This is a genomic window from Streptomyces sp. NBC_01591, from assembly GCF_035918155.1.
Taxonomy (GTDB): Bacteria; Actinomycetota; Actinomycetes; order Streptomycetales; family Streptomycetaceae; genus Streptomyces.
The window spans coordinates 8,194,663-8,218,873 of record NZ_CP109327.1 but is presented as its reverse complement, the minus strand read 5'-3'; the positions used below and the strand labels follow the sequence as shown (position 1 = coordinate 8,218,873).

Genomic DNA, 24,211 nt, shown 5'->3' with positions numbered 1-24,211 from the left:
CGCGGAGCCGGCAGAGCCCTATACCGCCCGCCGCATGGTGAGGGCCAGGTGGACCTGGAGAGCGTGGTCGCCGTGGCGCCACAGCGGTCCGAGCAGCGCCGTGATCCGGTCGATGCGCTGGTGGAGCGTGTTGACATGGACGTAGAGGGCGCTGGCGGTACGGCTCAGGTGCCGTCGCAGGCGAAGTAGGTGAGTGCGGTGCGCACCAGATCGCTGCCGCGGGTCTCGTCGTGCTCCACCAGCGGCCCGATCGTGCGGCGGACGAAGCGGTCTTGTTCGTCGCGGCCCGCCGGACCCAGAAGGATGCCGTGGGTGCCGAGGTCGTCGCGGCAGGCACCCTCGCCGACACGGTCCAGCGCGACCAGTACGTCCAGGCAGCGGGCGGCGTCGCGGTGTGCCTCGACAACGGCCGCCGCGCCGGGTGCCGCAGGCTCCGCGTGGCCTTGCAGCTCCAGGTCGCCTGCTCCGGCACCTTCAAGGGCGCGGGCATCGTCGCCGCAGGCCCGTACTACTGCGGCAAGGGCGGCATCGTCGTCGGCCTGGTCGCCTGCGGTACGGGGCTGATCTCCACCGACCCGGACGGCATCGAGCAGATCGCCCGCCGCTGGTCGGCCGAGGGACGGATCGACTCCGTGTCGAATCTGGCGGGCAAGCCCGTCTACACGTACCACGGCACCAAGGACCCGCTCGTCCGGACATCGGTGAGCGACGAAGGGGTCCAGTTCTACCGGGACTTCGGGGCCCGGACCGCGTACCACGACACCGATCCGGCAGGGCACGGCTGGCCCACTCCGAACACCCCGCTGAGCTGCGACACCACGTTCTACCCGTTCCTCATCAACTGTGGCAACGATCCGCAGGGTGAGATGCTCGGCCACTGGCTGGGGCAGGTGAACCCGCCGGCCGCCTCCCCGTCGGCCGGCACGACCAGAACCGGTATGTGCCGGGGGGGCTGGCCCAGTGGTACAGCATGGGAAGCAGCAGCTTCCTCTATACGCCGGACTCCTGCGCGGCGGGGGCCGCGTGCAAGCTGATCGTCGCCCTGCACGTGGCGCGTACCTGGACACCCGGATCCGCCGAGACGACCTCGCGCACTGGTCGCTCCCAGACCACGTCACGCAAGTGCCCGGTTGGCGGAGTGCGGCGTAGTGCGACGGAGTGCGCGCACCCCTCCATCTCGGGTGCGCGCACTCCGTCAAGCGGCGAGGCCCTGGCGACCGGGCTCGGCAGGGCCCCGGCCAGGGTTCAGTTCTTGACCGGCCACTCCAGCGGTTCGCTGGAGAAGCCCTGGCTCAGTTGGACCGCGGCTGCCTTCTGGCCCTCGGGGATGAGGAAGGCGGTGCAGATCTTCTCGGACTGCCCCGCGCTCAGCTTCTTCAAGGTGTCGGGCTCCGGGCAGTTCGGCCACTTGGCATCACCCATGAAGACGATGAGGGCCTTGGTGCGCTCGCCCTTGTCCGTCTTGACGACCAGGTCGTTGTCCATGTCGCCGACTTCCATGGCCTTGCCGCTCTTGTGGGTGAGGGTGGACCACACGTACACGGGGATCCTGGGGGCCTTGTCCTTGTCCATGTCCAGGCCGGAGTTGTCCATGTCGGCCTTCGTTCCGGTCTGCACCTTCGTGGGCGTCACCGTGAACTTGCTGTCCTTCGACTCCTTCATGGTGCTTTCCTGCGGCGGGCTGGCCTCGCCCAGGCGGTAGGTCGTCTTGCCGTCCGACGAGGAGGAGTCGGCGGAGCCGGAGCTGCGTCGGCCCTTCCCCGAATCCGAGTCGTTGCAACCGGCCAGCGCCACAGCCAGCGCCAAGGCACCCACCGCCGCCGGTACAGCACGAGTCCACGTGCGCATATCTTTTCGTTCTCCCCGTTTGAAGCGTTCCAGTTGAGCCGGGCTGGGCGGCGCTGCCCCCACAGCCGGCTCATAGTTCAGGCGCACGATACCGCCAGAGCGCAACCGCCCGCTCGCGGGGGTCCGGAACCGCTTTCCCGCCGGCCCCGGTTGGACCGCGATCCGGGCGACCGATGTGTGTGGCTGCCGCGCTACGTCGTCGTCGGCGCGGGGGTCTCGCCGACACGGTCGACTGCGGCCTTGGTGAGGATCGCGGAGGTGCCGACCACGGTCCCGGCCGGGCCGGCGTCGCCAGCCTCGGTGAGGACCGTGCGTTCGCCGAGGAATGCGTACGCGGTCCGGTCGAAGACCCACTGCGTCTGCTGCCCGTGTGCCGTACGGGCGACGGCAACGCCTTCGCGTCCCGTGGCGTCGGCGGCCTTGTGGATCACCGTGACTCCGGGGATCTTCGCGGCGGCCTTGTAGAGCGCGGCGCTGACCTGCGGTGGTGCCCAGGTCTCGGCCAGCAGGTCGCCGATCGCGGTGAATGCCCGCTGGTCCGGGTCCTGGCCCTGTCCGCGGGTCTCGTCCCGGATCAGCTTCAGCAGGGCGTCGGGGTCGGTGGGCAGCGACGCGACGTACTCGTGGGTCGGGTCGCTGATCGACGGGCCCTTCTTGTTCGGGGTGCTCGGCCGGGGGTTCGCCCCCGGGCCGTCGAGGTGGTAGACGGGTGCGTCGTCGTCGAGCCGGCTGTCGGGCTCGCCCGCCTCGCGCAGCAGGCCGGGGCGACTGCCGTCGGCGGACGACCACACCTGCCGCGTGTGCGCGGGAGCCATGGTCACGGGGCCGCCTCCGGCGCTCTGCGCGGCGTAGGAGACCTTGCTTTCGATGTACAGGAACTGGTTGGCGCGGACCGCCGGTTGCTTCGTCCCGGCGGCGGCGAGTGCGATGCGGTCGAGGAGCTGTGTCGCTTCGGATGCGCCGGTGGCACCGCCGCCCTCGACCGCGGTGGTTCCGTGACCGGGGGTGTCCGCGAGGTTCACCACCATGACGCCGCCAACCGCCAGGGCGCAGGCGACAGCCGGCGCCGCGAACCGGACCAGACGCATGCGCGGGCGCGGTGCCCGGGTGATGAGGCTGCCGGGGGGTTCGACGTGGGCGGCCTTGTGCAGCAGCGCTTCCTTCAGCAGCAGTTCACGGTCGGGGTCCAGGCCGGGTACCGGCGGCGGGGGCAGCAGGCCGGTGAGGCCGAGGCGTTCGGTCTCTTCTGACTGGTGGTGCGTACGGCGTCGCGGGGTGGTGTTCATCCGTGGTTCTCCTGGGTCAACGACCGGGCCGCGGGGAAGCGGTCCGGTACTGGCTTGCCGGGGCGGCGGAGTGTTCCCTGTTTTCCGCCGCGGGGGGTCGTTCGGTTCCGGCCCGCGTGGCGTGCGAGCGTGTGGCGCGGGCTTCGGCATTGGTGAGTTCGCGCAGTCGGGTACGGGCGCGGGACAGGCGTGAGCGGACGGTGCCGACCGGCACGCCGAGTGCCTCGGCCGCGGCCGCGTAGTCCAGGCCGGCCCACACCACGAGGGTGAAGACCTCCCGGTCGCGGCGCCGCAGGCGGGCAAGTGCGGCGTGCGCGGCACGCAGTTGCTCGGCATCCGCGAGGTGCGTGACGAGATCGTCTGTGAAGTCCGGAATGGAGCCGCGTTCCGGGACGCGGGCGAGCGCGATCTCGCGGCGTCGGCGTGCGCGTGCGTTGCGGCGCATGATGTTGGTGGCGATTCCCAGCAGCCACGGGCGCAGACTGTCCCCGTCGGGGCGCAGGTTCTCCCGGCTGCGCCATGCCTCCAGGAAGGTCGCTGAGGCGACGTCCTCGGCCTCCGCCCAGTCGCCCGTCACCCGCAGGGCATAGCGGTACAGCACCTGGGCGTGCTCGTCGTACAGCTCTGCCAGGGTGTCAGGGTCTCCGCGGCGAAAGCGATTCCTCATGAGTGATTCCACACTCTGCTCTGCCACGTTCGTTGCGCCGGTTCCGGTGACGTGCGCCACACGTACGGCTCGGGGCCGCGACCCCACGCGTGGTGTGACGCGGCTCACGGGAACGCCGGCGCCCGGCAGCACAGTGCAAGTCATGAACAGTTCTTCCGTATCCCGCGTATCCCGCCGGAGCGCCCTGCGGACTCTGGCTCTCGCCGTCGCCCTGGTCTGCAGCGCGACGACCGCCTGGGACACCACGGCCTTCGCCGCAGAGCCGGAGACGTACGCCCTCACGATCAACCACCTCGACCGCGCCGGCCGCTCGACGGGGGACTACGAAACCACCGTCACCGGGATCTCCGGCCCGGGTGCCGACGAGTCCGTCAAGCCGCAGGACGCCTCCGGCACAACCACCGTGCACCTGCCCAAGGGCCGGTACCTGCTGGACAGTTTCCTGACCGGCGGCAAGGGCGCGGACGGGATGGACTGGATCGTCCAACCGCGCCTCGACCTCGACCACGACACCACCGTCACCGTCGACGCACGGACCACCGCCCCCGTCGACGTGACTCCGCCCGACCGCGCCGCGGGCTTCCTGGACGGCGGGATGTTCGTCGACGTCACACACGGCGGCACCACCCGCTTCATCAACCGGGTCATCGCCGCTCCGAACCTGCGCGTCGCCCACCTGGGCCCCGCCGCCGAACCCGGCTCGGTGAAGCAGTGGTACGACGCGCACTGGACGACCGAGAACACCGGTTACGCGCTCGGCTACACCTTCACCGGCACCCGCGCCCTGACCGGGCTCACCCGGCACCCCTCCCCGAAGGATCTGGCCACCCTGCAGATCCGCGGCGCGGCCCGGCCGGGCACCGCGGGCGCCGCGACCATCGAACTGCTACCGAGTACCGGACCGACCATCGGCGTCACGCAGAAACTGGCGACCCCCGGCACCGCCACTTACCTCGTGACACCCGAACGCGGCACCTGGGACATCACCTACTGGGCCCCCGCCGAGCCCGGCACGGCAGCGAACCGCTACAGCGCCAACGGCATCGCCGTGCGCGCCGGGGCCACGACCACGCACACCTTCGACAACGCCGTCTTCGGCCCCCACCTCGCCGGCCGCCCCGGCGTCGTACGCGACGGCGACCGTGTCACCGTCGATGTCCCGCTGCTCGCCGACGGCGATGGCCACGTGCCGTCCTCACCGCCGTACGCCGCGGCCTCGACCACTCTGCACCGCAACGGGGTGCTCGTCGGGACACAGTCCGGAGCCCCCGGACGAGCCGAGTTCACCGTGCCACCGGGGCGCGCGACGTACCGCATCACCAGCACGGTGAAGCGCGACGGTGCGCCCGGTACCGCTACCCGCGTGACCGCGTCGTGGACCTTCACCTCGGACACGACGACCGGCCCGGCCTCGGTGCCGGTGAGCGCCGTGCGGTTCTCGCCCGCGCTCAGCCCGACCGGCACCGCAGCGGCGGGCACGGAACTCCGTGTCCCCGTCACCGTGCAGGGCGCCGCCGCGGACGGACGCACACGCTCGCTGGCCGTCTCGGTATCCATGAACGGCGGGGCCTCGTGGACCCGGGTCCCGGTCGAGAACGGTGCCGTCACGATCCGCAACCCGCACGCGGGGACCGGCGTCTCCCTGCGCGCAGAGCTGACCGACACGGCCGGGAACACCCTCACCCAGACCATCGTCGACGCCTACCGCACGCAGTGACCCCGTAATCCGGGCAGCGGATGAACGGCGCGTGCGACCGTCGGCTGCCGACACCCTCCCCCCGCACGCCCCTCCCCCGCACACCGACGTCGGCCTTCACGACCACAACCAGGTCGTGAAGGCCGACGTCACGCAGACCCCGAATCAGCCAACGGCATCTGCGGTGAAGGTGAATGGGGGCACTGTGCAGGCGAACACGGCGTGCTGTGGGTCTATCAGGACACGGAGCCGGCGCAACATAGCGCGGGATCGCCGGTTAGCCGAACCGGCGATCCCGCGCATATGTCCCGCCGCTGACGGATGCCACGGTCTCAAGGCCAAGCAGGTCGTTGCCGAAGAGTCGGTAGCGAACCAGGTCGATGCTGCGCCGGTGCTCGCGCACGGCGTGCACGTCGAAGCGCTTGAAGTCGCCAGCGATACAGATCAGCCGCAGTCCGGTCCGCAGCACCTGGGAAGCGGCCGTGGCCCCGAGCCGGCAGGCCGATAGCCTGTCGGTATGTCAGAGCGTGTCATGCCCGGTCGCACGGACGGCCTGATCACCCTGGTTGCCGCGGACGCTCTGTGGGTCGATTTGACGGCCGACAGTGCTGTGCCGACGGCTTCTGGGGCATTCACCTGCTCTCCTGCCCGTGCCCAGGTGAGGTACGTCCTGCTCGGCAGCCATGTGGTGGCGACGGTGAGGGCGAGCAACGGTCAGTGGAGTGTTCCGGAGGCTGAGGTGCGCCGGGCGGCCGCGGAACTGAACGCGGTTGGGATGGATCGGCAGGACCTGGTCCGCATCGGTCCGTTTCGTGGGGCGCCGAGGCAGGAGTGCAACGAGGAAACGCCGCTGCGTTGGCGCCAGCGCATCAAGGGAGAACTGCAGGAGCTGGGCGGCCCCGAGCGGGCAGCACGACGTGAAGTCGGCCGGCCGTACCATCTGGCGGGGATCGACTGGCGACAGATACTCGTGGAGCAGACCCGCGACGGGACGCAGCGCACGTGGTGGCTGCCGCGCGCCGTGGTCAGGCTGCTGGACACGGCCGAGCACGCCGAAACGCAGTGGGTGCAAGCCGCGCAGACCCGCCAGGCAAGCGCAGCCGTCACCGAGCCGCCCTCCCACCCCCGGCAGGCCCGAGACGCCGACGGTCGGCAGACGACGAGCCCCGAGGGCCCCACCGCCTCACTGCGCCCGTACAACAAAGAGCTGGAAGGCCAGCTGTACTCGGTGCTCAGCAGGAAGCCCGGTACCTCCCGCAGGGTGGCTGGGTGGGCGTGCGCCGTCTGCCGCACTGCGCCCGCCACCGTGCTCGACCACTGCCACGAACACGGCTACGTCCGCGCCCCCGTCTGCCAGTCCTGCAACACACAGGAACGCCCCGACCACCTGTACAGCAACGACATCCGCGTGGCGAACCGCTACAAACGCCTCTTCCACACCGACACCGACGACTGGCTCCGCCACTGGCACCGCTGCCCCGGCTGCCGCGCACGCACCACCCTGCCCCTGCCGCACCTCGCCGCATGGACCGCCCACATAGCCTGCCGGTCGCTGCGCCCGACCCACCGCGCCCCCCGCGGGCGCAAGCCCTGCGGTGTCCTGCGCGTGTCCTGGACGGGCAGTCAGAACGCGCCCCGTTCCTGCCTGCTCACTGTCGCCGTCGACTTCTGCCCCTCCGGCGAGCACCGTGTCCTGGCGCGAGTCCCCTACCGCGAAGCCGCCGAGCGGTTTCGTGCCTGGTTGGCCGAGACGGCCCCTGCCGTGGCCGCCGCGGCCGGTCCTGACCGCCTGGACGGCCTCCCTGCCCAGTTCCGGCCAGTCATCGCGGACACCAGCGGCGAGGACCTAGAACTGTTTTGAGCGGGCACCGGGAGACCTGACACCCCACCGTCACCTCGCAGCTGCTGGCCCCAACACGGTCGCCCCGCACGCCCCAGCGAAATGCGCAGCAGAGTCCTGCGGCGCAGTGTGCGTCACAAGATCGGCGCGCTGCTAGACCGTCGGCAGGGCTTCCTGCATCTCCTGGACCATGCGCTGGTGGTAGCCGCGGCGGAAGGCGGACGGGTCCAGACCGGCCAGGGATTCCACGTCTCGGCGCTGGCACTCGTCCGCGAGCGACTGCACCCACGTCAGATGCCACACGGCGACGGACCGCAGGCCGTGGACATACATGCCCCACTGCAACTCCGCCCGCAGCAAGGGCCGCAGCCCCCGCAGGTTGACCTGCCCGGTGCGGTGCACCGGCAACTGTGCGCGGCACCAGGCGCGGAAGGCGACCTGGTCCTCGCAGGTCACTGGCACAGGGCGATCACGTCGCTCGTAGGTGGCGAAAAAGTTCTTCGGCAGCTTCGCCCCGCCCGGGCGCCTGCAACTGCCGACCGCCCGCGGAACCGACCCACGGCAGGCACAACTGCGTCCCCCGTTACCTTTTCTGTGGCCCCGAAATGGGGCGCCTGGCCCCCGGGTCCGGTATGGCTGTGTGCCCCCTGTCGAAGTCGATGACCTGGGGGGTGTTGCCGCCGGGCTTCGGGGCACCGCTTGACCGCTGATGAGGGGCCTGACGACTGCCTGGTCCGGTGCAACGCCGGACCTCTTCACGGGCGGGATGTCTGCGTAACGTGGTTGCCGGCGTGTGGTGCCGCAGGGACGGCCGGGACGGATGCGAAAGGCACGACCGAAGAGGGGCATCGCGCATGGCCGACACCGTCATCGATATCTCCGGCATAGGTCTGTTCCTCGGCCTGGACCTGGGCAAGGAGTTCCACCACGCCCGCGGCCTGACCGGGCAGGGCAAGACCGTCCACGACAAGAAGCTGCCCAACACCGAGGCCCGCCTGCGGGAGTTGTTCGACAAGCTCAGGGCCAAGTTCGGCACCGTCCTGGTGATCGTGGACCAGGTCGCCAACATCGGCGCGCTGCCACTGACCGTGGCCCGCGCGACCGGCTGCCGGGTCGCTTACCTGCCGGGACTCTCGATGCGCCGGGCCGCCGACCTCTACCCGGGCGAAGCCAAGACCGACGCCCGCGACGCCTTCGTCATCGCCGACACCGCCCGGACCATGCCGCACACCCTGCGCGCGGTGGACCGCGACGACGAGAAGCTGGCCGAGCTGACCATGCTCACCGGCTACGACAACGACCTGGCCGGCGAGGTCAACCGCACCTCCAACCGGCTGCGCGGCCTGCTCTCCCAGATCCATCCCACCCTGGAGCGGGTGGTCGGCCCCCGGCTGGGCTACCCCTACATCCTGGCCCTCCTTGAACGGCACGGCTCCCCGGCCAGGCTGAAGAAACTGGGCCACGCCCGCTGCGAGGCCCTGCTCAAGGCGCACGGCTCGCGCAAGGCCCACCACCTCACCGCGGAGATCTTCGACGCGCTTGCCGAGCAGACCGTCATCGTGCCCGGCACCGAGGCCAGCGCGCTGATCGTGCCCGGACTTGCCGCCCAGCTCGCCGCCGCCCACACCCAGCGCCGCCAGGCCGAGCAGGAGATCGCCGCCCTGCTGGAGGCCCTCCCTCTTTTCCACCTCCTGACCTCCATGCCCGGCATGGGCGTCAGGACCACCGCCGCCGTGATCGTCGCCATCGGCGACGGCACCACCTTCCCCACCGCAGGACACCTCGCCTCCTACGCCGGACTCGCCCCCGCCACCAAGTCCTCGGGCACCTCCATCCGTGGCGAGCACGCACCCCACCGCGGCAACCGACTCCTCAAACGCGCCCTCTTCCAGGCCGCGTTCGCCGCGATCGGCTGCAAATCCGACCGCTCCTCCCGCACCTACTACGACCGTCAACGCGCACGCGGCAAGACCCACACCCAAGCGATCCTCCGCCTGGCCCGCCAACGTGTGAACGTCATCCACGCAATGATCCGCACCGGGGCCCTCTACGAACCACGAACCCCCGGCGACATCGGCCTCGCGGCCTGACAGCACCACCGCCCCTCCCTTCCTGACCCCATCACGCGCGCACCGGCACGGCCACCCCCGCCGTGCCGGCCACCGGGCTGCCCATCAGGCACCCGATCCGCCGGGAACGTCCCGCTTCGCGGGACGTTCCCAAAAACCAGCACCAACTCCCACGAACCGACCCTGACAGGGTTGACGAAACAGATAGGGGCACCCCCCCGCCGTACCGGCGAGGGGACGCGGAGAGCGCACGCAACGGGGAGCGTCGGAGGGCACATCACCCCAGGTCAGCGCACCCGTCCCCGCGGTTTCAGCGCCACCGGCGGCAGTGCGGGAGCAGGCAGCCGGCCGCCGTCGTAGCCGTGCACCTCACCAAAGCGGGATCCCTCCGTCCACGCTTGCCGGGCCTCCTCGATCTCCTCGTGGGACCGGCCGATGAAGTTCCACCACATGACGATCTCCTCCTCGAAGGGCTCGCCACCGAGGAGCATGAGGCCCGCGTCGGTGTCCGCGCGCAAGGGGAGTTCGGTGCGGCCGCAGCCGAGGTAGAGCATGGAACCGGGAAGCACGGGCACGCCGTCGACCTCGGCCTGGCCGGACATGGAGAGCACCGCGTACTCGAAGTCCCGGTCGAGCGGCAGTCGGGCCTCGGCGCCGGCTGCCAGGGCGATGTCGGCGCCGACGATCGGGGTGTACGCGGTGCCGGGCGAGGTGGTGCCGTCGAGCTCGCCCAGGATCAGGGTGGCGCTGAGGCCCGGGGCGGAGACGGTCGGCAGGTCGGTGTGGTGCTGGAAGTGGGGCTCGACGTGGCGGTGGGCGTCCGGCAGCGCGACCCAGAGCTGGGCGCCGTGCAGAATCCTCGCGTGGGCCTTCGGGCTCTCCTCGGAGTGGCTGATGGCCCGGCCGGAGGTCATCAGTCCGAGTTCGCGCGGGCGGATCGTGCGGAGACTGCCGAGGCTGTCCCTGTGCAGGACCTCGCCGTCGTGCAACCAGCTGACCGTCTGCAGGCCCATGTGAGGGTGGGGCGGCACTTGCATCCCGGGTTCGCCCGCGATGTCGTCGGGGCCGTAGTGATCGACGAAGGCCCAGGCGCCGACCATGCGGCGGCCGAGGTTGGGCAGCAGCCTGCGGACCTCGGTGGACTCGCCCAGCCGGACGTGGCGAGGGGTGAGGAGTTCACGTACGGGCTCGGCGACGACGAAGCCCCGCCCTCCGCAGACGGAGAGTGCGGCCTGGCGATCGAGATTGCTCATGGCGCTCAACCTATTCCTGTGCGGGCCCGGGAGTGCCGGTACCCACGCCGATGATTTAGTGGAATATTCAACCACCATGCGTCGTTCCGGCAATCGCAGGGTGGCTGACCGGTAGCCGGTTCAGCGATTGGACGGAGCCGGGCACGATCCGGGGACGGTCCGTGACAGAGGAGGTCAAGTGAGCGACATCTACTACGAGTTCGGCACGGCTGCCGACCGCTGGGACCGTGCGCAGATGTTCTTCGAAGCGAAGGAGTACATGACCGCGGCCCGAATCCTGGAGGGGCTGGTCGAGGAGGTGCCGGAGCAGGTGGCGCCGCGTCTGCTGCTGGCCCGGACCTACTACCACTCGGCGCGGCTCGGCAAGGCCGAGGCGGAGTTGCGGGCGGTGCTGGAGCGCGACCCGGTCGAGCACTATGCGCGGCTGATGCTGGGCCGCACCCTCGAGCGCCAGGGACGGAGCGCGGAGGCGGCCGGCCATCTGCGGATGGCGGCGGCGTTCTCCGGGGACTTCGACTTCGGTACGGGCCGGACGGACGCCCAGGGCCCTTCCGCCGGGTGAGTCCGGGAGATTCGCGACGAGGGTGCTCAGGGGCCGCGCGGGGCGTCCGCCGGACGGTTCGGCCATTCCGTCCGGAGGGCGCCCTCGGCCGCGGTGCCCTCCTGACCGGCCGCACCGGCCGGTCAATTCGGATGCCGTCCGCCCGTCCCGCGTGATATTCCACTCGCTCATGACCGACCTTGAGACCCCGCGCCTCCTCCTCCGCCCGATGAACGCTTCCGACGCCTTGCACGTGATGGCGGGCACGCCGGGAGACGGGGCGCGCTGGGCGCCCGGCTACCCCTCCCCCGGCGAGACGGCCGCGGCCGAGCGCTTCCTCGACACCTGTGCGAGGTCCGGGGACCCCAGCCCCTTCGGTTCGTACGAGATACGTCGCCTCGCGGACGGAGTGGTGATCGGCGGGCTGGGATTCCACGGTGCACCGGACGAGAACGGGCACGTCACGATCGGTTACGGCCTCGTCCCCTCGGCGCAGGGGATGGGGTACGCCTCCGAGGCGTTGCGCGCCCTGCTCCGGTTCGCCCGCGATCAGGGGGTGAGCTGTGTGCACGGTGACACCGATCTGGACAACCTCGCGTCCCAGCGCGTCATGGAAGCCGTCGGAATGCGCCTGGTGAAGGAGGACGAGCAGTTGAAGCACTACCGGATCGACTGGGGCCCGCAGGCCGGGGAGTGAGCCGGTGGCCGCCGGGCCCGCGGGCGACGGGTTCGGCCGCCGGACCGGCCGGTGCACGGTGGAGGAACGCCGGAACCCCGCCGGGAGCTCCCGGCGGGGTTCCGCGCATCGGCCTGCAGGCGTTGTGCCGGTCAGCCGGCCGCCGTGGCCGCCCGGTTCGCCGGGCTGTTTCCGGTTGTGACGGAGCCGGTCCCGGGCGCGAGCAGCCGGTCCGTCAGATGGCCGAAGACGAGGCCGAAGGTCACCCAGAGGGTGGCCTGCACGGCGAGGGTGCTCAGGCGGAACTCCCACAGCAGGGCGGCCGGGAAGTCCTTGCCGACTTCGTTGTACGAGGGCAGGAACGCGTAGGCGAGTCCGATCACCAGGACATAGGCGGCGGATGCCGTGATCGTCGCGTTCCAGTTGCCCAGGCGGGGAGCCAGCCGCTTGCCGAGGATGACCGCGGCGACGGCCAGCAGCACGCTGAGGGCGACCATCAGGAAGAACAGGGCGGTACGCGGGCCGATGGTGTCGGGGTTGCCGACGGCCGGCGGGTTGGCCGGGTACTTCAGGAACGGCACGACGTACACCGTCAGCAGGGCCGCACCCGCGATCAGGGCGGCCGTGGCCCGTGGGCCGAACCTGCCGATCCGGCCGAGGGCGTAGCAGAAGACGAGGGCGGCGATGCCACCGATCGCCACGCCGAAGACCAGTACACCGGTGGCGAGGCCGGCGGTGGACTGCATGGTGCGGCTGACCAGTTCCTCGCCGCCGTCATGGTGATGGCTGTGCGACTCCTCAAGGGCGATGGCCGCGTCCACGCGCGACTCACCGAGGAAGTAGGCGACCAGCAGAGCGAACGCACCCGCGGCAAGGCCGGCCAGCATGCCGCGAACAAGCAGAGCTCTGACAGATATGGAGTTCATGAGGTTTCCCCTGGATCGGACGGTACGTCAGTGGCAGGGGAAACCGAGCAAGTGGCGGCCGTCGTGGACCCACTCGTGGACACCTTCGCCGGAGATGACCGCGGTGGCACCCTGTTCGGCGCCGACGAAGTAGAGCAGTACGAGCATGAGAATGCCGAAGAAGACCGCCCAAGGGGCAATGGCCTTCAGGGAGATGGGAGTGATCGCCGGTACGGCGGTGGCGGGGGCAGCAGTCTGTGCCATGGCAGAACCTCCTGAGGGAACACGCGTCCCGATCGTGGTGCCTGAGACGTAGGTGCTGGGTCTGACTTCCCGCACAGATACGGGTTCACAGTGGCGCGACCGTGCCGGATTCTCACCGGACTTCCGTCGCACCTACGTCATGCTCGTCGTGACGATACCCCTTGGAGGCGGCCCCCTGCCATGGCGCCGACGGAGGCCGGATCGCCCTGATGCCAGGGTGGGCACACCCAAGGGGCCAGAGTTCAGGGAGTTGACCGGGTCATGACGGTACAGGTGATGTTGATCTCACCGGCGCTCAACGCCGCGCTGCGCGAGGCCCGTTTCGACGGTGACGCGCCGCTCGACGCGGCCGGGGCCCGCCGGGCCGGGGCCGTCGCCGCGGCGGTGCCCGCCGCCGACCGGTATCTGCGCGGGCCGTCCGCGCGATGCGCCGGGACCGCCGACGCGTTGGGGCTGCGCGCCGGGCCCGAACCGGCGGTCCGTGGCTGGGACATGGGCCGGTGGAGCGGTCGACGGCTGGCAGCGGTGAGCACGGCCGAGCCGGAGGCCGTGTCGGCCTGGCTGACCGATCCTTCGGCGGCTCCCCATGGCGGCGAGTCCCTGCTGGATCTCTGCGCCCGGGCCGGACGCTGGCTTGAGACGGTGGGGACGGCGGCATCCGCCGAGGGCGGCGAGGGCGGCCGCGTGCTGGGGGTCGTCGAGCCGGCGGTGGTACGGGCGGTGATCGTCGGGGCACTCGCTCTGCCGGTGGAGGCGTTCTGGCGCCTGGACATCGCCCCCCTGACACTGACCGGGCTCAGCGGCCGGTCCGGCCGGTGGAACCTGCGGTGCGGACAGCCGCTGTCCCCTTCGCCGGGCGACTGATCCCGTCGACGGCGATCCCCCGGACGATCAGCCGAGGGCGGGCCTGGGCAGGAGTTGTGGCCGAGCCCGGCACCGCAGGAGGTGGCCCTGGCAGGATCCGGAGGAGAAGCCCTAGGGTGGGGGTGCAGCTGGTTCGCCCTGTCCGCCAGACAGGCGCGTCGCAAGAGGGAACCCGGTGGGAATCCGGGACTGCCCCGCAGCGGTGAGTGGGAACGACCGCCGTCATCGAGCACTGGACCCGACGGGTCCGGGAAGCGACGGCCAGTAGGTGTCTCGTACGCGAGACGCGCCCGCGAGTCCGAAGACCTGCCACTGCCCGTGCGCGTCGGACGCGCACGGTGATTCCGGTGACCTCGTGGGCGGGTCGGCGTACATATCGGGCAGGTCACGCGCGCCGGCACGGCGCCGCGGATCCGCCCGGTCCGTCATCCCTTCGCGCCTGCGATCCGTCCCGGGGTCGTATCAGGACACGCTCGCGAAGGAGAGTTCCGTGACCACCGAGTCCGCAGCCGCGGCAGCCCGGGCCACCGTGTACGGCTACCCCCGCCACGGGGGCGACCGGGAGCTGAAGAAGGCCGTCGAGGGGTACTGGAAGGGCCGCGTCACCGCGGCGGCGCTCCGGGAGACCGCCGCAGAACTACGCCGTGCCAACTGGCGTCGGCTCGCCGCCGACGGCATCCACGAGGTCCCGACCGGTGACTTCTCGTACTACGACCATGTGCTGGACACCAGCGTGATGGTCGGTGCCGTACCCGACCGGCACCGCGAGGCCGTCGAGACCGACGGGCTGGACGGCTATTTCGCGATGGCGCGTGGTACGCAGGACGTGGCGCCGCTCGAAATGACCAAATGGTTCGACACGAATTACCACTACCTGGTGCCGGAGCTCGGCCCCGGCACCGTTTTCGCCGCCGATTCCGCCAAGCAGGTCGAGGAGTTCAGGGAGGCGCTGGCGCTCGGGCACAACCCCCGGCCGGTGCTCGTCGGTCCGGTGACGTATCTGCTGCTGGCCAAACCCGCTCCCGGTGTCGCTGCCGACTTCGAGCCGCTGACACTGCTCGACCGGCTGCTGCCGGTGTACGCCGAGGTTCTGGCCGATCTGCGTGCGGCCGGTGCGCAGTGGGTTCAGCTCGACGAGCCCGCGCTGGTGCAGGACCGTTCCCCGGCGGAGCTGAACGCCGCCGCGCGCGCCTACCGGGACCTGGGCACGCTCGCAGACCGGCCGAAGCTTCTCGTCGCCTCCTACTTCGACCGGCTCGGTGAGGCACTCTCCGTTCTGGCGAAGGCCCCGGTCGACGGCCTCGCGCTGGACTTCACCGGTCCGGCAGCCGCCAATCTGCGGGATCTCGCCGCGGTCGGCGGTCTGCCGGGCAAGCGGCTGGTCGCCGGGGTCGTCGACGGCCGCAATGTATGGATCAACGACTACCAGCAGTCCCTGGCCACCCTCGGCACCCTGCTCGGTCTCGCCGACCGGGTCGACGTCGCGGCCTCCTGCTCGTTGCTGCATGTCCCCCTCGACCTGGCCGCCGAGCGTGACATCGACCCGCAGGCGGTGCGCTGGCTGGCCTTCGCCCGGCAGAAGTCGGCCGAGATCGCCACCCTCGCCAAGGGGCTCGCCCGGGGCACGGACACGATCGCCGCCGAACTCGTCGCCAACCGTGCCGATCTGGCCTCACGGGCCGGTTCGGCGATCACTCACGATCCGGCGGTACGGGCGCGCGTCTCGGCCGTCACGGAGTCCGACACGCGGCGCGAACTGCCCTATCCGCAGCGGGCAGCGGCCCAGCACGCCCGCCTCCGGCTCCCGCTGCTGCCGACCACCACGATCGGTTCGTTCCCGCAGACGGCCCAACTGCGCGCCGCCCGGGCCGATCTGAGGACGGGACACATCGACGCGGACTCGTACGACAAGCGCATCGAGGCCGAGATCCAGGAGGTGATCACGTTTCAGGAGGCGGCGGGCATCGATGTGCTGGTGCACGGCGAGCCCGAACGCAATGACATGGTGCAGTACTTCGCCGAGCGGCTCACCGGATGTCTCGCCACACGGCACGGCTGGGTCCAGTCGTACGGCACGCGGTATGTCCGGCCGCCGATCCTGGCCGGGGACATCTCGCGGCCCGAGCCGATGACGGTCCGCTGGACGACGTACGCGCAGTCGCTCACCAGCCGTCCGGTCAAGGGCATGCTCACCGGTCCGGTCACCATGCTCGCCTGGTCCTTCGTCCGCGACGACCAGCCACTCGGCGAGACCGCGCGCCAGGTCGCCCTCGCGCTGCGGGACGAGGTGAACGACCTCGAAGCAGCGGGCAGTTCGGTGATCCAGGTGGACGAGCCCGCGCTGCGCGAGACGCTGCCGCTGCGGGCCGCCGACCGTGCCGGGTATCTGGCCTGGGCCACCGAGTCGTTCCGGATTGCCACCGGTGGCGTACGCCCGGACACCCAGATCCATACGCACATGTGCTACGCGGAGTTCGGCGACATCATCCGGGCGATCGACGACCTGGACGCGGATGTGATCAGCCTGGAGGCGGCCCGCTCCCATATGCGGGTGGCCGACGAGCTGGCTGCGGCGGGCTATCCGCGGGAGGTCGGCCCCGGTGTGTACGACATCCACTCCCCCCGGGTGCCGAGCGCCGAGGAGGCGGCCGCCCTGCTCCGTAAGGGTCTCGAAGCGATTCCCGCCGAGCGGTTGTGGGTCAATCCCGACTGCGGCCTGAAGACCCGGGGCTGGCCGGAGGTGCGCGCCTCGCTGGAACACCTCGTCTCGGCGGCCGCCGAGGTGCGGGCGGCTCTGCACGGCACCGCACGCTGATGGCGCCGCGGCCCGGGACGGGTGCCCGTTCGGGTGCCCGTCCCGGGTCGTTCCCACAACGACTGCATGCAAGAAGTGTGGTACGTACCAAGGTCTTGACACGGTCTTGGTTCACTTCTTAAATCGCATACAGAACCAAACCTCTCCCCGCTCCCCCACAACGGGCGATTGTCATATGCATGACGACTGCTCGACCGCTCCATTCCGCACGGGAAGGACCCCCCTCCATGACCTCCCTCCGCAATCCCCGTCTCCCCCGCCGCCTGCTGGTGTCCGCGCTCTCCGCGCTCGCCCTCCTCTCGGCCTCTTCCGGTCCAGCGGCCGGGGTGCCCACGCCCGGAGCGCGGGCCGCGGCAGCGACGTTCACCGACGACTTCGACGGCCCTGCGGGCTCTGCCGTGGACGGCGCCAAGTGGCAGATCGAGACCGGCGACAACGTCAACAACCATGAACGGCAGTACTACACGGCCGGGAACAGCAATGCGGCACTCGACGGCCAGGGCCATCTGGTCATCACCGCACGTCGCGAGAATCCGAACAACTACCAATGCTGGTACGGAACTTGTGAGTACACCTCGGCACGGCTGAACACGTCCGGCAGGTTCACCCAGACGTACGGGCACGTCGAGGCGAGGATGAAGGTGCCGCGCGGTCAGGGCATGTGGCCGGCCTTCTGGATGCTGGGCGACGACATCGGCCAGGTCGGCTGGCCGAACTCGGGCGAGATCGATGTCATGGAGAACGTCGGCTTCGAACCGTCCACGGTCCACGGCACGTTGCACGGCCCGGGCTACTCCGGTTCCGGCGGCATCGGCGCCGCCTACACGCTGCCCGGCGGCCAGGCGTTCGCCGACGACTTCCACACCTTCGCCGTCGACTGGGCGCCCGGCTCGGTGACCTGGTCGGTGGACGGGAACGTCTTCCAGCGCCGTACACCCGCCGACCTCGGGGGCAACGCCTGGGTGTTCGACAAGCCCTTCTTCCTGATCCTCAACCTCGCGGTCGGCGGCTACTGGCCGGGTGACCCCGACGGCAGCACCTCCTTCCCGCAACAGCTCGTCGTCGACCATGTGCGGGTCAGCACCAGCGATCTCCGGCCGCCCGCCTGACCGTCCGGGCCGTCCGGGCCGTCCGTCCGGCCCGTCTGTTCGGCCCGGGCCCGGGCCGTCGGCTCTGCCGGTGAGTCCTGGTCACAGCATCCGCAACGACTGGTTGCGACCGCCCCGCCCGCCGAGGAACCCAGGACGCGCTGGTGTCGCTGGACCCGCTGCGCCGGATCGGGGCCGAGATCGCGGAGCCGATGCGGCTGCACCGTACGGTGGAGCGGGCACTGATCGGCGCGCGTAGTCGAGTTGCTGCGCCGGGTGGGTGTCCCCGATCCGGAGGCACGGGCGACGCAGTATCCGCACGAGCTCTCCGGGGGTCTGCGGCAGCGGGCACTGATCGCCTCGGCGCTGGCCGTCGGCCCGCGTCTGCTCATCGCTGACGAGCCGACCACCGCGCTCGATGTGACCGTGCAGGCGCAGATCCTCGACCTGCTGGCCGGGGCGAAGGAGGACGGGACGGGGCTGCTGCTGATCAGTCACGACCTCGGTGTCGTGGCGCGGATCGCGGACCGCACCGCGGTGCTGCGGAACGGTTCGGTCGTGGAGACGGGGCCGACGACCGAACTGCTCGCACGTCTGCACCGCCGCCCCGACCAGCTCTCCGGCGGCCAGCGCCAACGCGTGGCCATCGCCCGCGCCCTCGCCCCGTCCCCCGGCATCCTGGTGTGCGACGAGCCGGTCTCGGCGCTCGACGCCTCGGTGCGGGCACAGGTCCTGGATCTGCTGGACGACATTCAACAGCGCCTGGGAACGGCCCTGTTGTTCGTCTCGCACGATCTGTCGGTGATCCGGCGGATCAGTGACCGGGTGTGATGAAGGACGCGGAGGTGGTCGAGGAGGGCACGGCGCAGGAGGTGGTCGAGGCGCCGCGGCACCCGTACACGAAGTCGCTGCTCGCGGCCGTCGTCACGGCCGGTACGGATGCCGTCCCGTATCGAGGGTCTACGCGTCCCGGTACGCCTCCAGCAGGCGCAGCCAGACCTCGCTGATCGTCGGGTACGCGGGCACGGCGTGCCACAGCCGGTCGATGGGGACCTCGCCCGCGACCGCGATCGTCGCCGAGTGCAGCAGCTCGCCGATGCCCGGTCCGACGAAGGTGACACCGAGCAGGATCTCCCGGTCGAGGTCCACGACCATGCGGGCGCGGCCCCGGTATCCGTCCGCGTACAGGCCGGAGCCGGCCACCGCGGCGAGGTCGTGGTCGACGGCCCGTACCCGGTGGCCGGCCCGCTCGGCCTCGGCGAGGGTGAGGCCGACCGAGGCGGCCTCCGGGTCGGTGAAGACGACCTGGGGGACGGCCGCGTGGTCGGCGGTGGCCGCGTGGGCGCCCCAGCGGTCGGTCTCCAGCAGCGGTACGGCGGCGGCGCGGGCGGCGATCGCGGCGCCCGCGATGCGTGCCTGGTACTTGCCCTGGTGGGTGAGGAGCGCCCGGTGGTTGACGTCGCCGACCGCGTAGAGCCAGTTGGTGCCCTCGACGCGGCAGCTGTCGTCGACGGTGAGCCAGGTGCCGGGTTCCAGGCCCACCGTTTCCAGTCCGAGGTCGTCGGTGCGCGGGGCCCGGCCGGTGGCGAAGAGGATTTCGTCGGCCTCGACGTGTTCGCCGCCGTCCAGTTCCACGGTGACCGGGCCGTCCGGGACCGCGCGCCGTACGGAGGCGACCGAGACGCCGGTGCGGATGTCGGCCCCGGCCTCGGTGAGGGCCTGCCCGACCAGCTCGCCGGCGAAGGGTTCCATCTTCGGCAGGAGCCCCTTGCCGCGGATCAGCATCGTCACCTGAGCACCGAGGGCCTGCCAGACGGTGGCCATCTCCACGCCGACCACGCCGCCGCCGACGATCACGAGGCGGCCGGGCACCTTCTTGGCGCTCGTCGCCTCCCGGCTGGTCCAGGGCCGGGCCCCGTCGATGCCGGGCAGGTCGGGGACGACGGCGCGGCTGCCGGTGCAGACAGCGACGGCCCGGCGGGCGGTGAGCCGGTGTTCCGTGCCGTCGGGCGCGGTGACGGACACCGCCTTCTCGCCGGTGAGCCTGCCCCGGCCGCGGTAGATGTCCGCGCCGATGCCCTCCAGCCAGGCGACCTGTCCGTCGTCCTTCCAGTGCGATGCGTAGGCGTCACGGTGGGCGAGGACCGCGGCGGTGTCCAGCGGGCCCTGCACGGCGTCGCTGAGGCCCGGGACGCGGCGGGCGTCGGCGCGGGCGACCACCGGGCGCAGCAGGGCCTTGCTGGGCATGCAGGCCCAGTAGGAGCACTCGCCGCCGATCAGCTCCGACTCGACGACCGCCGTGCTCAGTCCGGCGGCACGGGCCCGGTCGGCAACGTTCTCACCCACCGGACCCGCTCCGATCACCACGACGTCGTACTCGGCGTTCAGGGAAGCATCTGTCATGGGGACAGTCTGGTCGTGGGTGTGCGCGACGGCCACATGGGCAGGCGGAATAGCGCAAGTGCAGGCACCGTTGTTCGGACAGTTCCGAGCGGGCACAGGAAGAGGTAACAGACAATGAGCACCGTTGAGCTCACCAAGGAAAACTTCGATCAGGTCGTCAGTGACAACGACTTCGTCCTGATCGACTTCTGGGCTTCCTGGTGCGGCCCGTGCCGGCAGTTCGCGCCGGTCTACGACGCGGCGTCGGAGCGCCACGACGACCTGGTCTTCGCCAAGGTCGACACGGAGGCGCAGCAGGAGCTGGCGGCGGCCTTCGAGATCCGCTCCATTCCGACGCTGATGATCGTCCGGGAGAACGTGGCGGTGTTCGCGCAGCCCGGAGCGCTGCCGGAGGCGGCGCTGGAGGACGTGATCGGCCAGGCGAGGAAGCTGGACATGGACGAGGTCCGCAAGTCCATCGAGGAGCAGCAGAACGGGCAGAAGTAGCCTCCGCGCGCTCCTGGCGCGGATGACGGGCCCGGCCGGACCGGCGGCCGGGCCCGTCGTCGTGTCCCGGAGCGGGCGGCGCGGCCTCAGCGGTCGGCGCCGGCTTCGGTTTCGGTGTCGGTTTCGGTGTCCTTCTCCTTGATCCGGGCCGAGAGGCCGAAGGCCAGCTCGGCGCCGTCGACCAGCAGGGCCTCGACCGCGTGCGTCGCGGGGTCGATGTCCGCGACGATGCCTTCGCCGGAATACCGGGGGTAGCCCGATGCCCCCGTCTCGCCGGTCGCCGACACGACGGCCGAGCGGATGGCGCCGCCGGGCTCGCCGGCGTCGGTGGTGTCCTCGGCGAATCCGGGGACCAGCAGGATCTCGTAACTCTGCGGATGGCTCATGGTCATGACGCTAGGCAAGGGGCGCGCGGTGCGCACGTTGCCGCGCTGCCGCGCGGTGCGGTCCGACCGCCGCGCCCCGCCCCGACGCCTCAACCGGACTCGCGCCGGACCACCCCGACCCGCAGCAGGTCGTGGTGTTCGGGGGCGCCGCCGGGATCCCGCACCAGCCGGTCGACGAGGTCCGCCAGCGGCTGGGCCGTGGCCAGCTCCATTCGTACGGTGCTGAGCCGGGGGCGCAGCAGCCTGCCCAGCATCAGGTCGTCGGCACCGACCACGGCGGTCTCCCGCGGCACGTCGATGCCCGCGTCCTGGAGGGCCCGCATCAGGAGCATCGCGTATTCGTCGTTGTAGGCGAACACGGCGTCGAGGTCCAGGGTGCGCCAGCGGGCGGCCAGCCGGGCGGCGGACTCCTCGTCGTACCGCAGCGGCAGCGGTTCGACCCGGGCCCCGTGGAACTGTGCGGCCTGCCGGGCCCCGGTCAGCCGGGGTTCGGCGAACAGGCCCAGACCGCATTCCTCGGGCATGACCACACCGATGCGGCGCCGGCCGCGTTCCAGCAGATGGCCGACCGCGCAGCTGCCGACCTCCCGCTGGTCCATGACCAGTGCGTGGGCGCCCGGTACCGGCCGCGGGCCGAGAGTGATCACGGCCTTCGCCCCCGACCGCCTGAGCACGGATATCCCCTGCGGGGTGAGGTCGATCGTACCGGGAGCGATCACGGCGACCGGGCGGAGTTCGGCCCAGGCGCGGGGTGCGTCGTCGGGGTCCAGGCCGGTGCTGCCGTACTGGACGACGGTGTAGTCGAGGCGGCGCAGGCCCGATTCCAGTTCGTGGAAGAAGTGGTGGTGCAGTGGTCCGGTCGGGAAGTTCACGGTGGGCAGCAGCACCATGCGGGTGTGTCCGGCGCGCAGGCTCCGCGCCGCCGCGTGCGGTACGTAACCCAGTTCGGTGGCCGCTTCCCTGACCCGGCGGCGGGTGGATTCGCTGATCCGCACGGTGGAGCTGTTGTTCAGCACGTACGAGACGGTGGCCCGGGAGACCCCGGCGAGCCGTGCGACGTCGGCGCTGGTGGGGGCGGGGCGTTGGGTGGGCTGGTTCGATAACTGGCTCATGGCGTCGGGCAGTCTTCCAGACCCGTGATGCGTGGGTACGCTCCGGGGCATGGGTGAATCCTCGATGGTGGGGCTGCTCGGGCGGGTGACCGGGACGGTGGGGCCGGGACTGGTCGGCGAGGTGATGGTACGGATCCGGGGCGGCGCCGAGCACTTTCTCGCGTATCCGGCAGCGGCGAAGGAGCGCATCGAGGTGGGCACGGTGGTGACGGTGATCGAGCATCTGCCGCCGCGCACGGTCTATGTGGCTCCCGCGTACGGGAGTTGAGGCCCCGCGTGGGGGGCTCTTGACGGATTTTTTCGTCAAGGATTCGGCAAGGATCCGCACGCGGCTTCTGCACCGTAGCGCGCAGGAGAAGACTCCCCCGTGTTCAGCGGTGCCGACGGGGTGCCGTGATAAGGGGGCGCATGCCGATGGTCATCGGTGTCACGGCGGGTCTCGTACTCGCCGCCATCATTGTGTTGTTCGGCCTGTTCAAGCTGATGTGGCGGGTGGCCGAGCCCAACGAAGCACTGGTCATCTCGGGTTCCAAGCACAGGACCGAGGGCCTGGGGCAGGGCATGGGGTTCCGGATCGTCACCGGTCACGGCACTCTCGTCCTGCCCGGGGTCCAGGCCGTGCGGAAGATGTCCCTGGATCTCAACGAGACCGAGCTGTCCGTCGATTGCGTCACGCATCAGGGGATTCCACTGCGGGTGCGGGGCGTTGTCATCTTCAAGGTGGGCGACGACTTCGTGTCGATCGCCAACGCGGCCCGCCGGTTCCTCGATCAGCAGAAGCTGATGTCGGAGCGGGTGCACAACGTCTTCGCCGGTCATCTGCGGTCCATCGTGGGCGGGTTGACGGTCGAGGACATGATCCGGGACCGGGAGAAACTCACCGGGCAGACCCGGGCGGCGTGCGGGACCGAGATGGAGAAGCTCGGGCTCATCGTCGATTCGCTCCAGATCCATGAGATCGAGGACCCCACGGGCTACATCAAGAACCTGGCGATGCCGCACGCGGCGGCCGTGCAGCGGGACGCCCGGATCGCGCAGGCCGAGGCCAACCGTCTGGCCACCGAGGCGGAGCAGCAGGCCGCGGCCCGGATGTCGGAGGCGACCCGGGACAGCGAGATCCTGCAGGCCGGATACCAGGCCGAGCGCGACAAGGCGGCGGCCAGCTCCCGGCAGGCGGGCCCGCTGGCCGACGCGGCGGCCCGGCAGGAGGTGGTGGTCCAGGAGACCCGGGTCGCCGAACTGGAGGCCCAGCGGCGTGAGCAGCAGCTCCAGGCCGATGTGCGCAAGCCCGCGGACGCCCAGGCGTACGAGAAGCGCACGCTGGCCGAGGGCGAGCGCGATGCCCGGATCTCGGCCGCCGAGGCGAAGGCGCGGGAGACGGAGCTCGCCGCGGTCGCGGAGGCCAACCGGGTCAAGACGGCGGCGCTCGCGGAGGCCGAGGCGACGAAGGCGCGCGGCGCGGCGTCCGCGACGGCGACCAGGGCGACGGGTGAGGCCGAGGCGGCCGCTGCTCAGGCCAAGGGACTGGCGCTGGCGGAGGCGGCCCGTGCCAAGGGTCTCGCCGAGGCCGAGGCGATCAAGGCGCGGGCCGCCGCCCTGGCGGAGAACCAGGAGGCGGTCGTCGCACAGCAGCTGGCCGAGAAGTGGCCGGAGATCGTCCAGGCGGGCGCGGGTGCCTTCGGCAGCGTCGACCACATGGTGCTGCTTAACGGGGCCGACGGCATGTCGGACATGTTCGCGAAGGCGCTGACCATGGGCGGCACGGGGCTCGGGCTGGCCCGGCAGTTGCTGGCGACGATGAGTCAGAACGGCCCGGCGGAACCGGGGCCGCAGGTGAACGGGGTGGCTCCGGCCACCCCGCCCTCCCCGCGCAAGCAGAACATTCCGGTGACGGGTGATCAGGAGGGCGGCTCGTCCTCCTGACCGGTCCGGCGGTGGCCGGTGCGCGCCCCTCGATCCGGGGCGGGCACCGGCCCCGCTCCACGGAATCGGCCGTACAGGTCCTACGGTGT

General features: G+C 71.0%; 23 protein-coding genes, 2 pseudogenes and 2 riboswitches. Of the genes and pseudogenes, 13 read left to right on the top strand and 12 right to left on the bottom strand.

The genetic code is table 11. The annotated features are described in order from the left end of the window. Positions 1 to 18: 18 nt before the first annotated feature. Positions 19 to 180, bottom strand: coding sequence for a helix-turn-helix domain-containing protein (locus OG978_RS38085; RefSeq protein WP_442817868.1), 162 nt, complete (start codon positions 178 to 180; stop codon positions 19 to 21). 128 nt (positions 181 to 308) lie between these two features. Here OG978_RS38085 and OG978_RS38080 point away from each other — a divergent pair, with 128 nt between their 5' ends. Beyond that, a complete protein-coding gene (locus OG978_RS38080; RefSeq protein ID WP_326769586.1) occupies positions 309 to 1,034 on the top strand; it encodes a hypothetical protein in 726 nt (241 codons plus the stop codon). Between the two features lie 211 nt (positions 1,035 to 1,245). Here the strand turns inward: OG978_RS38080 and OG978_RS38075 are convergent, their stop codons facing one another. From OG978_RS38075 to OG978_RS38065, 3 genes are all read right to left on the bottom strand, one after another. After that, the gene (locus OG978_RS38075) at positions 1,246 to 1,815 is read right to left on the bottom strand and encodes a hypothetical protein (RefSeq protein WP_326770279.1); all 570 of its coding nucleotides are present in this window, start codon (positions 1,813 to 1,815) and stop codon (positions 1,246 to 1,248) included. 224 nt (positions 1,816 to 2,039) lie between these two features. Next, complete coding sequence (locus OG978_RS38070; RefSeq protein WP_326769585.1) at positions 2,040 to 3,134, bottom strand: CU044_5270 family protein; 1,095 nt, start codon at positions 3,132 to 3,134, stop codon at positions 2,040 to 2,042. Positions 3,135 to 3,150: 16 nt separating this feature from the next. Beyond that, on the bottom strand, positions 3,151 to 3,801 hold the full coding sequence (locus tag OG978_RS38065) for an RNA polymerase sigma factor (protein ID WP_326769584.1): 651 nt from the start codon (positions 3,799 to 3,801) through the stop codon (positions 3,151 to 3,153). 142 nt (positions 3,802 to 3,943) lie between these two features. Here OG978_RS38065 and OG978_RS38060 point away from each other — a divergent pair, with 142 nt between their 5' ends. Next, positions 3,944 to 5,518, top strand: a complete 1,575-nt coding sequence (locus OG978_RS38060; protein WP_326769583.1) for a serine protease — start codon at positions 3,944 to 3,946, stop codon at positions 5,516 to 5,518. A gap of 286 nt (positions 5,519 to 5,804) precedes the next feature. Here the strand turns inward: OG978_RS38060 and OG978_RS38055 are convergent. Next, positions 5,805 to 5,993: pseudogene (locus OG978_RS38055) on the bottom strand (DUF5655 domain-containing protein); the annotation flags it as partial. A 21-nt stretch (positions 5,994 to 6,014) separates the two neighbouring features. Between OG978_RS38055 and OG978_RS38050 the strand changes: the two are divergent. Next, positions 6,015 to 7,358: an endonuclease domain-containing protein gene (locus OG978_RS38050; RefSeq protein ID WP_326769582.1), complete on the top strand. Its 1,344-nt coding sequence runs from the start codon at positions 6,015 to 6,017 to the stop codon at positions 7,356 to 7,358. 132 nt (positions 7,359 to 7,490) lie between these two features. Here the strand turns inward: OG978_RS38050 and OG978_RS38045 are convergent, their stop codons facing one another. Beyond that, entirely contained in the window at positions 7,491 to 7,793 is a 303-nt protein-coding gene (locus OG978_RS38045) for a hypothetical protein (RefSeq protein ID WP_326769581.1), read from the bottom strand. A 398-nt stretch (positions 7,794 to 8,191) separates the two neighbouring features. Between OG978_RS38045 and OG978_RS38040 the strand changes: the two genes are divergently transcribed. After that, positions 8,192 to 9,427 (top strand): IS110 family transposase, encoded by a 1,236-nt coding sequence (locus tag OG978_RS38040; protein WP_326763311.1) that lies wholly within the window; start codon positions 8,192 to 8,194, stop codon positions 9,425 to 9,427. Between the two features lie 266 nt (positions 9,428 to 9,693). Here OG978_RS38040 and OG978_RS38035 read toward each other — a convergent pair whose 3' ends face one another. Then, a complete protein-coding gene (locus OG978_RS38035) occupies positions 9,694 to 10,659 on the bottom strand; it encodes a pirin family protein (protein WP_326769580.1) in 966 nt (321 codons plus the stop codon). A 178-nt stretch (positions 10,660 to 10,837) separates the two neighbouring features. On the opposite strand from OG978_RS38035, the gene OG978_RS38030 reads away from it, so the two are divergent. Next, on the top strand, positions 10,838 to 11,221 hold the full coding sequence (locus OG978_RS38030; protein ID WP_326769579.1) for a tetratricopeptide repeat protein: 384 nt from the start codon (positions 10,838 to 10,840) through the stop codon (positions 11,219 to 11,221). A 169-nt stretch (positions 11,222 to 11,390) separates the two neighbouring features. Further along, the gene (locus OG978_RS38025; protein ID WP_326769578.1) at positions 11,391 to 11,897 is read left to right on the top strand and encodes a GNAT family N-acetyltransferase; all 507 of its coding nucleotides are present in this window, start codon (positions 11,391 to 11,393) and stop codon (positions 11,895 to 11,897) included. Positions 11,898 to 12,028: 131 nt separating this feature from the next. Here OG978_RS38025 and OG978_RS38020 read toward each other — a convergent pair whose 3' ends face one another. Then, the gene (locus OG978_RS38020; protein ID WP_326769577.1) at positions 12,029 to 12,802 is read right to left on the bottom strand and encodes a CbtA family protein; all 774 of its coding nucleotides are present in this window, start codon (positions 12,800 to 12,802) and stop codon (positions 12,029 to 12,031) included. A gap of 27 nt (positions 12,803 to 12,829) precedes the next feature. Then, positions 12,830 to 13,045 (bottom strand): CbtB domain-containing protein, encoded by a 216-nt coding sequence (locus OG978_RS38015; RefSeq protein ID WP_124720415.1) that lies wholly within the window; start codon positions 13,043 to 13,045, stop codon positions 12,830 to 12,832. A 3-nt stretch (positions 13,046 to 13,048) separates the two neighbouring features. Then, positions 13,049 to 13,197, bottom strand: a riboswitch (adenosylcobalamin (AdoCbl) riboswitch). 109 nt (positions 13,198 to 13,306) lie between these two features. Between OG978_RS38015 and OG978_RS38010 the strand changes: the two genes are divergently transcribed. From OG978_RS38010 to OG978_RS37995, 4 genes and pseudogenes are all read left to right on the top strand, one after another. Continuing rightward, complete coding sequence (locus OG978_RS38010; protein ID WP_326769576.1) at positions 13,307 to 13,909, top strand: histidine phosphatase family protein; 603 nt, start codon at positions 13,307 to 13,309, stop codon at positions 13,907 to 13,909. Between the two features lie 129 nt (positions 13,910 to 14,038). Continuing rightward, positions 14,039 to 14,221, top strand: a riboswitch (cobalamin riboswitch). 178 nt (positions 14,222 to 14,399) lie between these two features. Further along, positions 14,400 to 16,724, top strand: a complete 2,325-nt coding sequence (metE, locus tag OG978_RS38005; protein WP_326769575.1) for a 5-methyltetrahydropteroyltriglutamate--homocysteine S-methyltransferase — start codon at positions 14,400 to 14,402, stop codon at positions 16,722 to 16,724. 227 nt (positions 16,725 to 16,951) lie between these two features. Beyond that, complete coding sequence (locus OG978_RS38000) at positions 16,952 to 17,833, top strand: glycoside hydrolase family 16 protein (RefSeq protein ID WP_326769574.1); 882 nt, start codon at positions 16,952 to 16,954, stop codon at positions 17,831 to 17,833. A 131-nt stretch (positions 17,834 to 17,964) separates the two neighbouring features. Next, positions 17,965 to 18,819, top strand: a pseudogene (locus OG978_RS37995) (ATP-binding cassette domain-containing protein); the annotation flags it as partial. Here the strand turns inward: OG978_RS37995 and OG978_RS37990 are convergent. Beyond that, positions 18,773 to 20,215 carry a dihydrolipoyl dehydrogenase family protein gene (locus OG978_RS37990; RefSeq protein ID WP_326769573.1) on the bottom strand — a complete coding sequence of 481 codons (1,443 nt, stop codon included), beginning with the start codon at positions 20,213 to 20,215 and terminating at the stop codon, positions 18,773 to 18,775. The pseudogene OG978_RS37995 and the gene OG978_RS37990 overlap by 47 nt on opposite strands. A 114-nt stretch (positions 20,216 to 20,329) precedes the next feature. Here OG978_RS37990 and trxA point away from each other — a divergent pair, with 114 nt between their 5' ends. Further along, entirely contained in the window at positions 20,330 to 20,701 is a 372-nt protein-coding gene (gene trxA, locus OG978_RS37985) for a thioredoxin (RefSeq protein WP_326769572.1), read from the top strand. An 86-nt stretch (positions 20,702 to 20,787) separates the two neighbouring features. On the opposite strand, the gene OG978_RS37980 is transcribed toward trxA, so the two are convergent. Next, positions 20,788 to 21,087 (bottom strand): hypothetical protein, encoded by a 300-nt coding sequence (locus OG978_RS37980; RefSeq protein WP_326769571.1) that lies wholly within the window; start codon positions 21,085 to 21,087, stop codon positions 20,788 to 20,790. 89 nt (positions 21,088 to 21,176) lie between these two features. Then, complete coding sequence (locus tag OG978_RS37975; protein ID WP_326769570.1) at positions 21,177 to 22,199, bottom strand: LacI family DNA-binding transcriptional regulator; 1,023 nt, start codon at positions 22,197 to 22,199, stop codon at positions 21,177 to 21,179. Between the two features lie 49 nt (positions 22,200 to 22,248). Here OG978_RS37975 and OG978_RS37970 point away from each other — a divergent pair, with 49 nt between their 5' ends. Further along, positions 22,249 to 22,467: a hypothetical protein gene (locus OG978_RS37970; RefSeq protein ID WP_326769569.1), complete on the top strand. Its 219-nt coding sequence runs from the start codon at positions 22,249 to 22,251 to the stop codon at positions 22,465 to 22,467. Between the two features lie 140 nt (positions 22,468 to 22,607). After that, a complete protein-coding gene (locus OG978_RS37965; protein ID WP_326769568.1) occupies positions 22,608 to 24,122 on the top strand; it encodes a flotillin family protein in 1,515 nt (504 codons plus the stop codon). Positions 24,123 to 24,211: the final 89 nt, after the last annotated feature.

What these genes read in the sequence shown, in the direction of transcription:
- OG978_RS37975 (WP_326769570.1), bottom strand. Translation starts at nt 22,199, where the DNA reads ATGAGCCAGTTATCGAACCAGCCCACCCAACGCCCCGCCCCCACCAGC.
- OG978_RS38070 (WP_326769585.1), bottom strand. Translation starts at nt 3,134, where the DNA reads ATGAACACCACCCCGCGACGCCGTACGCACCACCAGTCAGAAGAGACC.
- OG978_RS37970 (WP_326769569.1), top strand. Translation starts at nt 22,249, where the DNA reads ATGGGTGAATCCTCGATGGTGGGGCTGCTCGGGCGGGTGACCGGGACG.
- OG978_RS38020 (WP_326769577.1), bottom strand. Translation starts at nt 12,802, where the DNA reads ATGAACTCCATATCTGTCAGAGCTCTGCTTGTTCGCGGCATGCTGGCC.
- OG978_RS37990 (WP_326769573.1), bottom strand. Translation starts at nt 20,215, where the DNA reads ATGACAGATGCTTCCCTGAACGCCGAGTACGACGTCGTGGTGATCGGA.
- OG978_RS38035 (WP_326769580.1), bottom strand. Translation starts at nt 10,659, where the DNA reads ATGAGCAATCTCGATCGCCAGGCCGCACTCTCCGTCTGCGGAGGGCGG.
- OG978_RS38050 (WP_326769582.1), top strand. Translation starts at nt 6,015, where the DNA reads ATGTCAGAGCGTGTCATGCCCGGTCGCACGGACGGCCTGATCACCCTG.
- OG978_RS37980 (WP_326769571.1), bottom strand. Translation starts at nt 21,087, where the DNA reads ATGAGCCATCCGCAGAGTTACGAGATCCTGCTGGTCCCCGGATTCGCC.
- OG978_RS38000 (WP_326769574.1), top strand. Translation starts at nt 16,952, where the DNA reads ATGACCTCCCTCCGCAATCCCCGTCTCCCCCGCCGCCTGCTGGTGTCC.
- OG978_RS38015 (WP_124720415.1), bottom strand. Translation starts at nt 13,045, where the DNA reads ATGGCACAGACTGCTGCCCCCGCCACCGCCGTACCGGCGATCACTCCC.
- trxA (WP_326769572.1), top strand. Translation starts at nt 20,330, where the DNA reads ATGAGCACCGTTGAGCTCACCAAGGAAAACTTCGATCAGGTCGTCAGT.
- OG978_RS38025 (WP_326769578.1), top strand. Translation starts at nt 11,391, where the DNA reads ATGACCGACCTTGAGACCCCGCGCCTCCTCCTCCGCCCGATGAACGCT.
- OG978_RS38040 (WP_326763311.1), top strand. Translation starts at nt 8,192, where the DNA reads ATGGCCGACACCGTCATCGATATCTCCGGCATAGGTCTGTTCCTCGGC.
- OG978_RS38010 (WP_326769576.1), top strand. Translation starts at nt 13,307, where the DNA reads ATGACGGTACAGGTGATGTTGATCTCACCGGCGCTCAACGCCGCGCTG.
- OG978_RS38060 (WP_326769583.1), top strand. Translation starts at nt 3,944, where the DNA reads ATGAACAGTTCTTCCGTATCCCGCGTATCCCGCCGGAGCGCCCTGCGG.
- OG978_RS37965 (WP_326769568.1), top strand. Translation starts at nt 22,608, where the DNA reads ATGCCGATGGTCATCGGTGTCACGGCGGGTCTCGTACTCGCCGCCATC.
- OG978_RS38065 (WP_326769584.1), bottom strand. Translation starts at nt 3,801, where the DNA reads ATGAGGAATCGCTTTCGCCGCGGAGACCCTGACACCCTGGCAGAGCTG.